Origin of the sequence: Bacillus carboniphilus (assembly GCF_039522365.1) — a bacterium.
Taxonomy (GTDB): Bacteria; Bacillota; Bacilli; order Bacillales; family JC228; genus Bacillus_BF; species Bacillus_BF carboniphilus.
Genome location: NZ_BAAADJ010000061.1, coordinates 38775 through 54016, shown reverse-complemented (window position 1 = coordinate 54016; position 15242 = coordinate 38775). Strand labels below are relative to the sequence as shown.

Below are 15242 nucleotides of genomic sequence, written 5' to 3'. Positions count from 1 at the left end.
TATGTGGGAATAAATGGTCTAGAATCACCTAAGGAGGTTTCACATGCCGAATAAAACACCATTAAGCTCTAGCGAATTAGCTACACTGTGGATGACCTACCAAGAAAAAACCATGGTTCAGAGGATTTTAGAATATTTCATTGAAAAAGCAGATGATGAACGTGCTCGTGAAATTTTATCGACTTCACATCAAAAGGTTGTACAAGTAGTAGAAAAACTAAAGGTTCTTTTTACAAGTGAAGGAGCTGTTATACCTGTAGGCTTTACGGAACAGGATGTAAATAAAGATGTACCAAAGCTCTTTGATAACATGTTTGATATTATGTTCCTTCGTACATTGGTGCAAATAGGTACTGGATTACATACTCTTCACTTAAGTATGTCTTATAGAAAAGATCTTGTTCTTTTATACAAAGAACTGACTGGACTATATCAAAGCATTTATGGCGAATGCGTAGAATATTTACAAGACCACCGTGTCTTATCACCCTCTCCTGCTGTAACAATGCCAAAAGCGGTAGAATTTGCGGAAAGTACAAATTATATGTCTGGTTTCAACCTTTTTTCAGATAAAAGAGCGCTAAATACGGTGGAGGTTTCATACATATATTTTGCGATTGAAACAAATGTCTTTGGTATGCAAATGATGACGGGGTTTGCACAGGTAGCCAATGAGCCGGATGTAAAAAAGTATTTTATTGCAGGGAAAGAGTTATCCAAAAAAATAGTAACAGATTATACAAAAATACTACTTCAAAGTGACATCCAGCCTCCTGCTACGTGGGGAGCGAAGGCAACTACATCGAAGGTTGCACCTTTCTCAGATAAACTCATGATGTATTGCACGAGTTTATTCAGTAACTTCGGTTTAGGAAGTAATGCCATTGGAACTACCTTTAGTTTAAGAAGTGATTTACCGTTGACCATGATTGGAACGGCGAAAGATATTTTAACCTTTGGTCAAGACGGTGGAAAAATTATGGCAAAGAATGGCTGGTTAGAACAACCTCCGCAAATGGAAGATAGAAATCAGTTAACGAAGTAGAGTGGCCGCGGCTATTGGCCACTCTTTTCATGCGTTTGTTGGATTTATGGAATGATTACCAGGGCTTTTTTTCAAAACCAGAGGATAAACTGTTTTTATCTCCTAGTTCTAACCTCCAACTCTAAAAACTAGAACATAAACTGGATTTATCTCCTGGTTTGCCCCCTCCCTGTATAAAAATTAGAACATAAATTGGATTTATCTCCTAGTTTGTAACCTCCAATTCTAAAACCAGAACATAAACTAGATTTATTTCCTAGTTTTCTCTAAACCCTTTCAAAGCCAGAACAATAACCAGCATATGGACATAATCAGGAAAACAAAAAAGGACCTATCCCTGGCCCTTTCCACTCTTTATAAATACTCCTCAATATCATACTGCCGTAAAATACTCTCTATCTTCATCGCTTTCCCAAGGTCACCGTCTATCTTCAGTTTCCCCATCATGAAGGCCGTAGTTCCATTAAGTTTGCCAATCAAAAACTTTCGGAAGCTACCCAGTGACATTTTAAGTGTACATACGGCTTCTAACTCGGACCCTTTTGTAACCTTTGCAACCCCATTGCTGAGTTGTAGCTGATAAATTACAACATCCTCATCTTTAATATCGAATTGATAAACACTGTTAACATCCTGTATAGCTTCATTTTTCTCATTCAGCGCTTTCTCAATTAAACTCATCATCTGTTCAAGTGAATACTGCTCAATTGTCTTGGTCATTGTGATCCCCCTTCAATAATGAATGATTATTCATTCATACATACCTATTATAGTACCACATCTCAAATATAATACTGAATAGTTTTTCTGAATCTTCCAAAAGTACTTCCGACCAGAATCAAGTAAGGAAAATTAAAGGAAAAAACCTTTTGAAAACCGAATATATAAGTATCCAAATTTTTAAGAGGTGCTATATGAAACAGGAACGACCATTTTTGTATTCTAAAATATTTGTGATTGGAAGCGGATTTTTTGCTTTAATGCTTGTTTGGACATTTTATAATGCCTATATGCCACTCATTCTAGGGGATTATATTGATAGTAAGGCTGTCCGTGGGGCCATAATGGGGCTTGATAATTTACTAGCTGTTCTTTTGATCCCGGTAATTGGAGCGTGGTCAGACAGAATGAGTACTCGGATTGGGAATCGTCTTCCCTTTCTTGTGGTAGGAATGCCGATAGCAGCTCTTACATTTATACTGATCCCTTTTGTTTCCACGATTACGTTTTGGATTCTTATTGCCGTAGATATTATGTTTTTACTAGCCATGACCATCTATCGAGCACCCGTAATTGCTCTAATGCCTGACCATACTCCTCCAGAAAAACGCTCAACAGCTAATGGAATTATCAATTTTATGGGTGGAGTGGGAGCTATTGTTGCACTGTTTGGATTATCGAAGTTATATGGGGTGGACCGCGCTTACCCTTTTATCGTAGCTGGACTTTTATTATTTATTACCTTTGTCCTGCTCTATTTTACGGTAGATCGAAAACCACCTTATGCTTCGAATACTAGCGATTCATTGGATGAAAGCCAAGCAACTAATTCGTTACGTGAAGGAATAAAAACATTAAAGAAACCTGAATTTAGAGGTCACTTCTTTATTCTTCTTGCTATTTTTATTTATTTTATAGGTTATACCGGAATTGAATCTCAGTTTACGATTTATGCAGTAGAGCATTTGAAAATGGATGAAAGTACAGCCGGTTTTACACTGGGATTCTTTAGTTTATCATTTGTTCTTTTCGCGATTCCAGCTGGTTTACTTGGGAGTAAATGGGGAAAGGCACCAATAATGTTAGTAGGTTTGGTACTACTTCCTCTTATCTTTATCATTATTCCGTTGTTACCTTTTGTACCAATTAGTAACCAGGTCCTCCTCCTTCAGATTGTTTTATTTTTAGGAGGGATTGCATGGTCATTCATTAACGTTCAGGCTTACCCTTTAGTTGCGGATTTGGGTGGAAAAAGTAGAATTGGTTTCTTTACGGGGTTGTATTATTTATTTTCAATGGCCTCCGCTATTATTGCCCCAGGACTTCTCGGGTTACTAATGGACGTCTGGAGCCATCCTGCTCTCTTCTATGGAGCATCTCTAACTTTCATCATCGCTTTCTATTTCTTAAGAAAAGGAAGTTTGTTAGTAAAACAGGCCCATTCACAAACGGGAGAATCTAAGAATTTAGTAGACCTACATTAAACAAAAAAACACAAGGTGCCTGTTGACAGGGACCTTGTTTTTTCTCTCTATCCTAATTATAACATATAAATTTTTCCAAAAATAGACTATTCAATAGACCGTATTTCTATAGAATAGATAATGAATTTCATTAGTTAAGGAGTTGGGTGAATGAGTTCAACAATTAAAATGGGAGTCATCGGGTTAGGTGCATTTGGAAAAAATATAATCAAGCCAATCTCCTTCCTGCATTCAAAAGATGAAATAACCGTTACTGCTGTCTGTGATGTGAATGCTACTGTTGCAGAAGAAGTGGCAAAACATCACGATATTCCTCATTGGTATCACTCTCACCATGACATGCTTTCAGAAATGGATTTAGACTTAATCTACATTGCTACCCCACCTGCTACTCATAAAAAAATCCTAAATGATGTAATGGATCAGGGCATTCATGTTTTATGTGAAAAGCCATTAGCGAACTCCATTTTAGAAGCTAAAAATATGTGGATGAAGGCTGAACAAACAAACGTCATCCATGCTCTTCACTTTGGTCAGAACTACTTGCCACCGATAAAAAAGTTTCATCAAATGGTGAAAGACGGGTTTTTGGGTGACCTAAAGAGAATTAGCCTTACCATGCACTATCCAAACTGGCCACCTGAATGGCAACAAAACAGTTGGATCTCCACACGTGAACAAGGTGGATTCTTACTTGAACAAGGAATACACCTTATTCAAGCCATTCAACGTATGTTTGGAAGAATTACTCATGTCCAAAGTGAAGTCCATTACCCAAGCGTGGATGAATGTGAAAATAATGTTATTGCCAGAATGAAACTTGAAACAGGAGAAACGATTTTAATAGATGGTGTTAGTGGCGTGGCTGGCGAAGAAAATGTTTCGCTTACAGCCTACGGAACAAAAGGGACCATCACGTTTAAAAACTTCCGAACTCTATTGGCTGGTTCAACTGGTGAGCCTCTTATGGAACTAGAATTGGAACACCCATCAGAGCATCCATGGATTTTAAAGCATATAATAGATGCCATTCATGGAAAAGCAGCAGACATCTATGATTTTTCCAAAGGGTACGAAGCTCAAGTGGTTTTGGATGTGCTTCGTAAAGCTGAAAATAAATGGGTTGATTTGTCCTCTTATTATAAGCACGTAGAGGACATAAAAATATGATTGAAAATAAGGAGGCAACCACGAAATTATAGTGGTTGCCCCATTTTAAAATTTTTCTTATTTAATTACTTCTGGATCTGGATAATCCAGCCCTTTCGTATCCACTGTAACAGTCTTCATTTTTTGATCTTCATAAGGCTTGTCTGACATATCTCTCTTAGCAGCTACGATGTTGTCAGCCACTTCCATTCCCTCAATGACTTTTCCGAAGGCAGCATATTGACCGTCTAAGTGTGGAGAATTCTTTACCATGATGAAAAATTGAGAACCTGCAGAATCAGGAACCATTGTACGAGCCATTGATAATACTCCACGGTCATGCTTTAGGTTATTCTCAAATCCATTTGAACTGAATTCGCCTTTAATGGAGTAGTCAGGGCCACCAGTTCCATTTCCGTTAGGGTCTCCACCTTGGATCATAAACCCAGGAATAACACGGTGAAAAATGACACCGTTATAGAATCCTTTTTCAATTAAAGAAATGAAATTGGCAACTGTATTTGGTGCAACCTTTGGATACAGTTCAATTTTCATTTCATCCCCATTTTCCATGGTAACCGTTACAATCGGATTTTCTTCAATAGATGTTGGATAGTTTTCAATAGTTTTCAAGTCATTTCCTCCTGTTTCAGATTGAGTTGAACCACAAGCTGCCAACATAATAGTAAACATCCATGTGGTTAAGAGCAGTATGTAACCTTTTTTCTTTAAGATCATTGGTTTCTCCTAATCCTCCTAATAGTCGACAATTTGGTAGAGAAATATACCAAATTATAGCACAAATCTTACGAATGAGGTACTTGTATCAGTAGATTATTTCTCCAACACGGAAAAGATAAAACCGCTCCTACTATTTGTTGGAAGCGGTTTGTGTTTGTGGGACAATAGGCAAAGAATAGCGAGAATACCCTTCCCCTTCGTACTCATACTTTTCACAAATCGTATACGTTCTTTCTTCTGCGGACACTTGAACTTGATTCTCTTCTTTAAACTGCTGAATTTTTTCACCAGCATTATCGAAGCAACGATCACTATTGTCTACTGCGACAATACATTCTTGTGGAGCTAGAGTTGTCTTGAAAAACCATTCCGGTACCCCATCGAATGTAGATACTTCAACACAAAGAATGTACACATGTGTATCTGGGTTTTTTTGCACTTCACTTGTTGGCCAAATTCCGTAGTGAATGTTAGGGTTTATGATATTTTCCATATGTTTTGTAGCAGAGAGTAACCCCTCTTTTGCATTTTTATATTTAGTTGCCATCTCTTTCAAACTTACACATGGAATCCCGATTAACTTTAATTCTTCATGTTTAACAACGTTTACCGACATGAAATGACCCTCCATTTATCTAATTATCTCTATATTACAAACGCACGTTCCCTTTGTAAACCATTTTTTATGAAAATTAGAATATTTTAGAAGCTTCAAGCACAAAGATTATATATTGTTTTGTATAATCTAAATAAAGGGATTTTATAGGGGGGATTAAATGAAAAGTTGGATGAAAGCTTTACCACGTTATATTTTAGGCTTTATTTTTCTTGTTGCGGGTATTAATGGATACTTTGTCATATTTAATCTTGATCCTTATATTGCTACCAGTGATGAAGCCATGCAGGTATTTCAGCTTCCTTATCTATTAGTCTTAGAAAAATCTTTGGAAATCATATGTGGGTGCTTACTACTAATAAATCGCTTTGTCCCTCTGGCATTAGCAATTTTGGCCCCATTGATTGCAAACATCTTCTTGTTGCACCTACTTCATGATCATTCGCTTCTTGTACTTGCCATTATACTTCTTCTATGCGAAACATACTTACTCTTCATTTATAGAGCCAATTTTGTCTCACTTTTTGTAAAAAAAGCCGTTCATAAATAGAAGCCTATCTCTCTATGATAGGCTTTTATTTATTGGTTGATTGAATTTCCACCATCAACTCATATAGTTCATCTTGATTTTTTCTATTTAGAATAAGGTATTCATCATCCTTTTGAATATATAAATAAGGGGAATATCCCTTATGGACAAATAATTTTCCTTTTCCATAAGGTTCCTCTAGGCGAAAAGAACCTTTTAACCTTCCTGCTGCTGCAAATCCATTTGATTTTAGTTTTACTTCCGGCAGTTTATCAAGTAGTGTAACTTCATCAATATCTTCAATTGGCCATTCGACTCCATACATACCGTGTATTTTGAAAACACCATCTTTCACTTCTGGTTTCTCATCTTGAAATCCAGCAAAAGCAAGTCCACCTACACCGAGCAATACTATTAGTGAAAAAACACTGGTTAACACGCCATACTTTTTTCGTTTATCCACTAGATAATATTTTTGCACATACACCATTCCCACTAAGAGATAGATTAAATAGATGGCTAACCCTATCCCAAAACCATAGGGGACTTGAAAAATTCCCAATATGAAGGAGATCAGCAAAATGATCCAAGTATGCAATAGTACTTTCCCAATGGCTTGCGGATATCCATTTTGGATTAACTGTTCTTGTTCTTCTTTTGTTTTATTACCGAAGCCAGAAATTAAGTCGTAATTCTTCTGTTTTACTATTAAGTAAGTAAGTCCTCCCGTTATCAATAAGGTCCAACCCATTACAATGTAAAAAGCGATAGCTCCTGAACCCATCTTCCTCACTCCACCCTGAAAAGATATCTTACTTTTAATACGGATGGGAGTAAGAAAAAGTTCCTAGTAAATTAACATTTGTTCTTTTTGAACTTCATGATTTGTTTTATTTCAAAAATTTAATTAAACTAAAGTGGAGGTGAAGTGAATGGACGGGTTTCAAAGACGGAGAGAGCAGAAGAAATTAGACATTTTAGATGCCTCTCTTAACTTGTTTCTGAAATATGGAATCCAAAAGGTATCTATATCAGAGATAGCAAAGGAAGCGAATGTATCTCAAGTAACCATCTATAACTACTTTGAGAATAAACATAAATTGATTCAAGAGGCTTTCATCTATTATGTAGATAAAACCATGAATGAATTTGAAAAAGTACTGAATGCTGAAATACCTTATCCTGAAAAAATTAAGAGCATCATTTTTAATAAAAAAGAAGCAGCAACCGAGATCAACAAAGAATTTTATGAATACATGATGAAACAGTATTCAACAGAAGGCAACTATATCGAACAAGTCTATGCCCAAAAAGCCCTCCCTGCCTTCATCCAACTATTTGAAGAAGGAAAACAACAAGGATACGTAGACCCAAACCTATCAAATGAAGCGATTCTATTCTATGTGCAAATGTTAAAAGAATATTTCCAACAGGAGCATGTGTACCAAAAAGCGTTTCCGCTTACTGAAGAAATCGCAAGCATTTTCTTCTATGGGGTTCTGGGGAAAAGGGATCACTAAAGCACAGTGTCAGAAATGTAATAACCCGTTCCTATTGGATTTCATATCCTATAAACGATCAAGAAAATGGCGTGCAAACTGACAACTGTTTTTCACGCCATTATTTAATCTTTATAGAGTTTTTGAAACAGCAAATCAGAATGTCTTAAACTGTTGGAAGACCAAAAATGTTATGACTGATGTCAATTATTGTTTTAAATACATGGAAGAAAGGCATCCTTATTTTGTAATCTGAGTCGTATGAAACTTGATTTTTCTTCCTCCCCAAAGTCTGATCAATAACCATGTTAATATTGGAACAACAACAAATGGTAATACAAAATATACAACCAGGTTCAAAATGGGATTTGAAACAAATTCTACTTTGTCGGGTACTAAAATTTGCTCACCCCATGGACCTTTCGAAAAGATTGAATTAATGGTGAAGTTCCAACCTAAATGAAGACCTATTGGTAAAGCAATCGATTTCGTTTTACTGAAGGCATATGCCCAGACTAACCCAGACATAGCTGTAATAAAGAATATTACTGTCATTGAACCTATATCTCCCAGTACACCATACGAGAACCAATGGTAAATTCCAAAAGCTACTCCAGAAATAAGAATCCCTATTTTTGCTCCAAACTTATGAATAATAATAACCAGAAGTGCACCACGGAAAATTAACTCCTCGAACAAAACTCCTTTTACATTCAACCAGAAAGCGTTTAGTCCTTCTATAAAAGTCAGTTTTGAAGAGACTTCCCAGTTTGTATTGGTGAGAAAAGCATCAATCATTTGTATGGACGCACATAGAAAAGCTGTAAACATAAATCCTATCAGGAATTGCAAGCTTCTTGATCCAAAAGGTTTTATCCCTAGGGCTGTTAGATCCTTCTTAACAAAAATTCGAAGTATAATCCAGGACACGATAATCTGTACAATGATACCCAGCATGACAACATACTCCCTTCAAGTTGGCTTTGTTCATAGATTCTAGCACTGTTTACTCAACAGACATTTTGTTATCTAAAAGACAATAACTGAATGAAAAATAGGTTAGGACAAATACTAAAATAGTTAGAAAATGGGGCACAATTGAATATATAGTAATGGACACTAGTAAACTTAGAAAAACTGTAATGAATGTAATTTGCAGATAGAAACGGTTGATTGACCTTCCAAATAGATAACTCATAAAACAAATAAATATTAAAGATGTTATGGATAAGAGTATATTTAGGATTTGCCCAATACTCATCCATTCCATGGCTAGAATGGGTTCAACTCTAAATAACAATCCATTGCTTACATGCCATTGAATCCACATGGCTAGAATGGTCAGAATCAATATGGTGAGGACTTCCAAAAATATTACTACATATTTGACAATTACTAGATAGATTCTAGATGTAGGTAAGGTTAATAGTCGCTGGATTGATTTGCGCTTCCACTCATCCTGCCATATCGTAAATGTACGGAGAAATGGGATAAAGAATGCAATTGAAATCAAACCAATGTCAATCCACCTGATAAGGTCGATATCAACGCTTTGAATGATTAGGCTAATAACTACTGAATGTAACAGAATAATTGCTCCAATCGTTAACAAAAACACATATTGTCTATTCCTCAATTCTGCCAATAACAATCTCTTACATGCGCGCATGAGCATACACCTCCTCCAAAATACCCAATAATCCTTGTTTGTTCGTTCTTCTCAGTTCTTCCGCTTGTTCATGTAATAGTAACTGTCCTTGATCTAAAAAAAGAATCTCATCAAGTAGCATTTCGACCTCTTCAATCTCTTGGGTAGCAACAATTATTGTCTGCCCCTCATCGACAAAATCATCGACAATAGCTTTTGAAATTTCCCTTCGTGTAAACGGGTCAATCCCAGAAAAGGGTTCATCTAATAAGACGTACTTTGCTCTTCTGCTTAATGTTAAAAGTAAATTCATTTTACAGAGAGTTCCTTTAGATACCTCTCGAATCCTTTCATTTTTATCTAATTGAAAGAAATTTAGTAGATATTGTGCCTTTTCATGATCCCAATCCCTATACATATCCTTCATATAATCCATCGCATCTGATAATTTCATCCAAGGATACCATGTGTCTTGTTCACCAAGGTAAGCAATTAAGCTTCTTTTCTCAATTGAAGATGGATGACTGTGGAATGTGATACTTCCATGATCAATACGTAATAAACCCGCGATGACCTTTAGTAATGTAGATTTACCAGCTCCATTTGTTCCAAATAATCCAATGATACGACCTTCACCGACTGAAAACGATATATCTCTTAACACTTCCTTATTCCCAAAGGACTTATTCAACTGATTAACTTGAATCATTTTCGATGCTCCCCTTTCATGAACTTCTGAATAAGCTCAATAATCTCATGATCAGACCTTCCAAAAGATCGTAGCTTCTCAACACTTTGGCTTACTACTCTTGACAATGCTTCATCTTTTAGGGAATTAATAATCGTCTGATCACTTGTGATAAAACTCCCCTGCCCTCTTGAAGTGACTATTAATTTTTTCTCTTCCATCTCCCTATATGCTCTCTGGATTGTATTAGGGTTTACCCCCAAATCTTTAGCAAGTTGACGTCTAGAGGGAATTTCTTGTCCAGGCAAATAGGTGCCGTTTATAATTTTTAATTTTATGTCTTCAATAATCTGAGTATATATTGGCTCGACTTTATTAAATTCCATTGATTCCACCACACAATCAAAAAATTACTGTATTAGTTATCTAATACAGTAATTCGTTTTTAGTGAATTGTCAATAGGTTGATCATTCATAATATAAATATAAAGAGCTCTTGACCTTTATGGATCAAGAGCTCTACAAATACTCTAAACAAAATAAAGGCTTTAACCCCTTTGATTAAAGCCTTGTAAAACTGATATATGATGAGAATGCTATTTTTCCCCTATCCACCCTCACGAAACGAAAATCAATACCAGGTTGTACAATGTATGAGTCATTTGTAATGCTGTTACATTAAAAGGTATAAGTTGTGAGTATGAGGAGTTGAACCTCAGGGTCACCCCGAAACCCTTACCTTAATTACAACATGTACCTGTTGCCGGTTTGGTATTCGCCTTTTCATCTTCGCTACCAACTGCACTTTTATGAGATTGCTATTCTAATAAGTCTGTTTTCCAATTCAATTCTTGTATTTTCACATCCATTTCTCTGTATCTCTTGGATAATTCATCTATATACTTTTGAGTTTCTTTTACACTTATCGTGGTTACATACTTAATTTCAGACCTCGAATACCGGTCATGACGCATTGTTGCTGGTTCAATAAGGTCGCTGTAGATTTTTCTTTCTTGTCCAACTACATCTCGAATAACTAAAGCGTCCGCAAGAGTTTGATTTCCATCAAATTTGGTATGTATATTGGTTTTATTGATATTTTGAATAAGTAATTTCAGTTGCTCTAGGAGTCCTGTTAATTCTGCTTTCATAACCGCTGGGTCTTCATCAGGTTGATCCCCTTCCTGCACCCTTACATTTTTGAATAACCGATTTTTCAAGTGTTCAACCCTTTTTTGATAATCAGAACGTAATATTAACGCCTCAGCTAATTTCATTGGTTCCCCTCCCATGTATATGTTAGCTTAATAAAAACAACCTCTAGTTGAGCCAGCAGTTTTTTATGATTTTAACAAAGTACTAGATTCTAAGGCCTTTAAAATATCTTTCAGCAAAATTTCAGATGCCATATCTCGGTTAAACTCATTTATAATGACAAGTTCTACTTCTTTTAAATATTTTATTTGATCAATTTCTGGGTGACTGTCCAACGGTATAGTCCCTAGAACCAGATTTTTATTAGAAACAATTTCAAGGACTAGTTTTTGAAAAGAGGTCGATAGCATCTGCATAAATCCTATTTCATCTATAACAATTATTTTTTTTGTAAGGACAGCTTCTTTTAATACTTTCGTAGCAAATATTTCGAACTTTTCTACGTCAACACCGTACCGTCCAATCCTTACAGTACTAGGGTTGTTTATGTGGGCGATTTCAATACTTTCGCCTTCAAGAGATACGCATCTAAAGCCGGTTCTATCGGTTGAATCTGTAATTTCTTCTGTATAAAATCCACCGCAATGATCTGTCCCGATTTCTTCAATGAGTTTTTTAATCATAGTGGACTTCCCTACTCTTGGTTTACCAGTCAGTAAAAAAACGCGTTTAGAGCTTTTGGGTCGTCCATCGATCCTAGAAAGTAGTTTAAAATGAGGTGGTTTCAAATTCCAAGTTTCATAGGGAACCAAGGATTTAGATTTCAGTGCATCAAGTATGCGTGACTTAAGGTGAGGGCGTTTGATATATTCACTAATGTTTGTTTCATCGAGATCTACATATCGTGCTTCTTTAATTTCTTCCGGCTGAATCTTTATGTCACCACTCACATATTCCGCATTAAAAACAACAGATAATACATGAAGCTCATCATTATAATAAACGCCTGATATTCCAAGAGGACGAATCACGACTCCAGTCTCTTCAAGAAATTCACGACATACTGCTACATCGAGAGCTTCACCAGCGTCCACAAATCCACCTGGAATTTCCCAAGTATCGGAACGTAAATGGGTCCGGACCATTAGCACATGTCCATCCTTATTCTTAACGATTGCTGAAACAGCAACTAAATGTTTAGACTGTTCGAACATAGTAACACCATTCCTTACTAATTTTTAATTTACTAGCCTATTACTTTCTGTCTAGTACCCTCTTACTCTTACTAATTTGAACAATCCTTTGAATAACTGAAGGAACCTCTTTATTGTCTTTTACCACAAATAAATGGTCTGCTTCCCCTTCAACAGGATCGATTACTTCTGCTTTTAGTGAGTCCGCTAATTGTCTATCAAGAACTTCTTCAAAATTGGATGCACTCTTAAAGTTATTTGTACTTCGCTGACTATCCATAACGCGTGAACGAAGGACATCATCAGGTATATCAAAATGAACGAGAACACGTATAAATTCACTCGGAGGAAACAATTCATCAAGTAAAAATTGTCTCCCCTTTCGTGTCCGGTTTGAATTACAAATAATGAGGTGAAAATCGGTGTTTTCCTTTGCATAATCCACAATAAGCCGGGAGATTGCGTGTTTAAGAGTATTGAGACCTAGCTTTGGCTGCAAATTATTGTAATACGTGTTAATAAACTCAGCGTGATTGTCTTGATCCATGACCAAGGAATTTTCTAGGTCTTGTTCAAGAGCCCGAGCAAAAGTAGTTTTTCCGCTATGGGTTTTACCGACTGTTATAATGACTAATCTTTGCATGTCTACTCTCCTTTGGAAAAAAAGAGTTCTTTTTTCTCAATTACTTAACGTTAAAATCATTCTTGTGATATAAGTCACATAGTTTTTACGAAAAAGCGTCTATGATGGTTTTAAAGAATAATCAAAGGGGGCATTAAAATGTTTGCTGCTTGGTTAATAACAATCTTTTTATTTGTAATATGTTTGTATTTCACAATTGTCATTATTAATGGGTTAAAAGAAAAAGATGAACATGAATTGGTACAATTAAAAATACAGTTTCAAAACTTGGACCAAAAAAATGAATTGAAGCAAGTCATTTAAATACGAATCTGTTCCGGTGTTCCACTTGCATAAGCGTGGTGGCACCGGATTTTTTCATATCTTCCTAGAATGAGGGTCTTTCCTCTAACTTTTAGCCTTCCTGGCTTTTATCATAAGAAAATGAGGAGTAGTCATTAGGTACTCATACGCTGATTCACTGGCGGTTTTCATTTTATCAATGGGTCGAGGTTCGATGAGCTTGTCCAGTTGGAACCATTGTGTCGTTTCATTGACAATATCTTGCAAGGATCTCCTGTAAAAGCTTACGTCTACGGTTACATTTGGCTTTTTCCATGTTTCCGTTAATAATAATGTTTCAAAGTAATTTTGGCATTCGAACTTTGTATAATCCATAAAAGGATGATGAACTGAAAATAGAAGTGTTCCACCAGGTTTTAATACTCGTTTGAATTCTGAAAAAGGTTGGGTCCAATTTCTTAAATAATGAAGTGTAAGAGAGCTTACAATGTAATCAAACGAATCATCTTCAAAAGGTAGGGACTCTTCTAGGTTATGGCAAAGGAAAGAAGCCTTATTTTGTAGGCGAATCTTGGAAACCTTAATCATTTCAGGGCTAATATCAATCCCCGTTACGTCTGCTCCCCTCTTGTTCAATTCTGCCGAGTACCACCCAGCGGCGCAACCAGCATCCAATACTTTTTTACCTTTAAGTTGCTCAGGCAAATGGGCAAGCATAGCGGGCCGTTCATAATACGCATTGTAAGGACTTCCCTCATCAACATCATTCATATATGTATTGGCTAAAAGATTGTAGGTATCACGAATATTACTAGTCATGGGTACACCTCTTACTGTTTAAAAGTTAATCCTTTTTCTGCTAAAGCAGCTTTAAGTTGACCTAGCGCTTTAGAGCCCATTCCGTGGAGATTTAAAAGGTCTTCTTCTGTTACGTTTGTGAGGTCATTTATGTCGGTATATCCCGCTTTAGCTAAAGCTCTTTGAGCAGGTTTTGCTAATTTTAATGGTAGATTGATTTCTGTCATGATGTGGTAAACTCCTTATTCATAAACCTTTGTAGCTTCGTATTTGTAGCCTTGGAATTCGTAGTTCTGCTTCCGATACATCTCACGAGGAGTATCATCCCCATCTGCTAAAAGGATACTCGTTTTATCAGAGAAGGTATTCATAACAAATTGTTGAATGTGTCGTGCAATCCCATTGTTACGAAACGTTTCCTTTACATACAAACTATCAATTTCAGCCGTCTCCTCTCCCACAATAACGTCCACTGAACCTGCTGGCTCCCCCTTGTAAAAGGCTATTACTTGATGAATATGATTTGAATCAAAGGACTTTTGATGTAAGGTGATCTTTTGATCTGCAAATGCCTTCCCATATTCCCTATCTTGTTCGTACTGTAGTTCTAGGTATGTATTAAAGTTTTGGTTGGTAACCAGTTGGACTTCTATTTTCGGGTTTGCATTTGTTTTTGGAAATTGATCAGGCTGTATGGCGTAAAGCTCCATGAATCCAATGTCGTATTTTTCTTTTTGTAAGTATTCTTTTAGCTCTGATGGAAGCTTTTCATTTTCAGGAAAGTAAAACTTCACATGTTTCTGCCCTCGTTCTTGATGAAATTTTCTAAGGTAGTGAGCAGTTTGTTGAAATTCTTGGAGGTTCGGCATTTTCTTAAACTGTATGAAATTACTATCGTAACGGATTAGCATCTCTGGATAGTGAAAATGCGTGTATAGATCTGTTTCCGCTACTTGTTCTCCGATGGTATAGATGTGGTCGAAGGTTAGGTTTTTCATGGGTGTGCTCCTTTAGTTGGGTTGGTTACTTTTTAAAATATTGAGTGCTAGTTT

Annotated in this window: 20 protein-coding genes; 6 read left to right on the top strand and 14 right to left on the bottom strand. The window is 36.3% G+C overall.

Annotated elements, in window-relative coordinates:
• Positions 1–43 precede the first annotated feature (43 nt).
• Positions 44–1045 carry a DUF3231 family protein gene (locus tag ABDZ91_RS18470; RefSeq protein WP_343802306.1) on the top strand — a complete coding sequence of 334 codons (1002 nt, stop codon included), beginning with the start codon at positions 44–46 and terminating at the stop codon, positions 1043–1045.
• 354 nt (positions 1046–1399) lie between these two features.
• Here ABDZ91_RS18470 and ABDZ91_RS18465 read toward each other — a convergent pair whose 3' ends face one another.
• The gene (locus tag ABDZ91_RS18465; protein ID WP_343802303.1) at positions 1400–1765 is read right to left on the bottom strand and encodes an SCP2 sterol-binding domain-containing protein; all 366 of its coding nucleotides are present in this window, start codon (positions 1763–1765) and stop codon (positions 1400–1402) included.
• Positions 1766–1959: 194 nt separating this feature from the next.
• Between ABDZ91_RS18465 and ABDZ91_RS18460 the strand changes: the two genes are divergently transcribed.
• Entirely contained in the window at positions 1960–3249 is a 1290-nt protein-coding gene (locus tag ABDZ91_RS18460) for an MFS transporter (RefSeq protein ID WP_343802300.1), read from the top strand.
• A gap of 150 nt (positions 3250–3399) precedes the next feature.
• Positions 3400–4419: a Gfo/Idh/MocA family protein gene (locus ABDZ91_RS18455; protein WP_343802297.1), complete on the top strand. Its 1020-nt coding sequence runs from the start codon at positions 3400–3402 to the stop codon at positions 4417–4419.
• Positions 4420–4476: 57 nt separating this feature from the next.
• Here the strand turns inward: ABDZ91_RS18455 and ABDZ91_RS18450 are convergent, their stop codons facing one another.
• Both ABDZ91_RS18450 and ABDZ91_RS18445 read right to left on the bottom strand, forming a co-directional pair.
• On the bottom strand, positions 4477–5136 hold the full coding sequence (locus tag ABDZ91_RS18450; protein ID WP_343802294.1) for a peptidylprolyl isomerase: 660 nt from the start codon (positions 5134–5136) through the stop codon (positions 4477–4479).
• Between the two features lie 133 nt (positions 5137–5269).
• Complete coding sequence (locus ABDZ91_RS18445) at positions 5270–5755, bottom strand: AraC family transcriptional regulator (RefSeq protein WP_343802291.1); 486 nt, start codon at positions 5753–5755, stop codon at positions 5270–5272.
• A 160-nt stretch (positions 5756–5915) separates the two neighbouring features.
• On the opposite strand from ABDZ91_RS18445, the gene ABDZ91_RS18440 reads away from it, so the two are divergent.
• Positions 5916–6305 carry a hypothetical protein gene (locus ABDZ91_RS18440; RefSeq protein WP_343802288.1) on the top strand — a complete coding sequence of 130 codons (390 nt, stop codon included), beginning with the start codon at positions 5916–5918 and terminating at the stop codon, positions 6303–6305.
• Between the two features lie 25 nt (positions 6306–6330).
• On the opposite strand, the gene ABDZ91_RS18435 is transcribed toward ABDZ91_RS18440, so the two are convergent.
• Entirely contained in the window at positions 6331–7068 is a 738-nt protein-coding gene (locus ABDZ91_RS18435; RefSeq protein WP_343802285.1) for a DUF3784 domain-containing protein, read from the bottom strand.
• Between the two features lie 148 nt (positions 7069–7216).
• On the opposite strand from ABDZ91_RS18435, the gene ABDZ91_RS18430 reads away from it, so the two are divergent.
• Positions 7217–7804, top strand: a complete 588-nt coding sequence (locus ABDZ91_RS18430) for a TetR/AcrR family transcriptional regulator (RefSeq protein WP_343802282.1) — start codon at positions 7217–7219, stop codon at positions 7802–7804.
• Positions 7805–8023: 219 nt separating this feature from the next.
• On the opposite strand, the gene ABDZ91_RS18425 is transcribed toward ABDZ91_RS18430, so the two are convergent.
• From ABDZ91_RS18425 to ABDZ91_RS18395, 7 genes are all read right to left on the bottom strand, one after another.
• A complete protein-coding gene (locus ABDZ91_RS18425; RefSeq protein WP_343802278.1) occupies positions 8024–8740 on the bottom strand; it encodes a CPBP family intramembrane glutamic endopeptidase in 717 nt (238 codons plus the stop codon).
• Between the two features lie 49 nt (positions 8741–8789).
• A complete protein-coding gene (locus ABDZ91_RS18420) occupies positions 8790–9452 on the bottom strand; it encodes a hypothetical protein (protein ID WP_343802275.1) in 663 nt (220 codons plus the stop codon).
• Positions 9439–10140, bottom strand: coding sequence for an ABC transporter ATP-binding protein (locus ABDZ91_RS18415; protein WP_343802272.1), 702 nt, complete (start codon positions 10138–10140; stop codon positions 9439–9441). The genes ABDZ91_RS18420 and ABDZ91_RS18415 overlap by 14 nt, the downstream gene beginning before the upstream one ends.
• Positions 10137–10505 (bottom strand): GntR family transcriptional regulator, encoded by a 369-nt coding sequence (locus tag ABDZ91_RS18410; protein WP_343802269.1) that lies wholly within the window; start codon positions 10503–10505, stop codon positions 10137–10139. The genes ABDZ91_RS18415 and ABDZ91_RS18410 overlap by 4 nt, the downstream gene beginning before the upstream one ends.
• 432 nt (positions 10506–10937) lie before the next feature.
• Positions 10938–11396 carry a DIP1984 family protein gene (locus tag ABDZ91_RS18405; protein ID WP_343802266.1) on the bottom strand — a complete coding sequence of 153 codons (459 nt, stop codon included), beginning with the start codon at positions 11394–11396 and terminating at the stop codon, positions 10938–10940.
• Positions 11397–11459: 63 nt separating this feature from the next.
• Entirely contained in the window at positions 11460–12488 is a 1029-nt protein-coding gene (locus ABDZ91_RS18400; RefSeq protein ID WP_343802263.1) for a nucleoside-triphosphatase, read from the bottom strand.
• A 40-nt stretch (positions 12489–12528) separates the two neighbouring features.
• Positions 12529–13110 carry an ATP-binding protein gene (locus ABDZ91_RS18395; protein WP_343802260.1) on the bottom strand — a complete coding sequence of 194 codons (582 nt, stop codon included), beginning with the start codon at positions 13108–13110 and terminating at the stop codon, positions 12529–12531.
• 138 nt (positions 13111–13248) lie between these two features.
• Between ABDZ91_RS18395 and ABDZ91_RS18390 the strand changes: the two genes are divergently transcribed.
• Positions 13249–13413: a hypothetical protein gene (locus ABDZ91_RS18390; protein WP_343802257.1), complete on the top strand. Its 165-nt coding sequence runs from the start codon at positions 13249–13251 to the stop codon at positions 13411–13413.
• Positions 13414–13497: 84 nt separating this feature from the next.
• Here ABDZ91_RS18390 and ABDZ91_RS18385 read toward each other — a convergent pair whose 3' ends face one another.
• The 3 genes from ABDZ91_RS18385 to ABDZ91_RS18375 are packed head-to-tail and all read right to left on the bottom strand — an operon-like array spanning position 13498 to position 15188.
• Positions 13498–14211, bottom strand: a complete 714-nt coding sequence (locus tag ABDZ91_RS18385; protein ID WP_343802254.1) for a class I SAM-dependent methyltransferase — start codon at positions 14209–14211, stop codon at positions 13498–13500.
• 11 nt (positions 14212–14222) lie between these two features.
• A complete protein-coding gene (locus ABDZ91_RS18380) occupies positions 14223–14417 on the bottom strand; it encodes a DNA-directed RNA polymerase subunit alpha C-terminal domain-containing protein (protein ID WP_343802251.1) in 195 nt (64 codons plus the stop codon).
• Between the two features lie 15 nt (positions 14418–14432).
• The gene (locus ABDZ91_RS18375; protein WP_343802248.1) at positions 14433–15188 is read right to left on the bottom strand and encodes a GNAT family N-acetyltransferase; all 756 of its coding nucleotides are present in this window, start codon (positions 15186–15188) and stop codon (positions 14433–14435) included.
• Positions 15189–15242 lie beyond the last annotated feature (54 nt).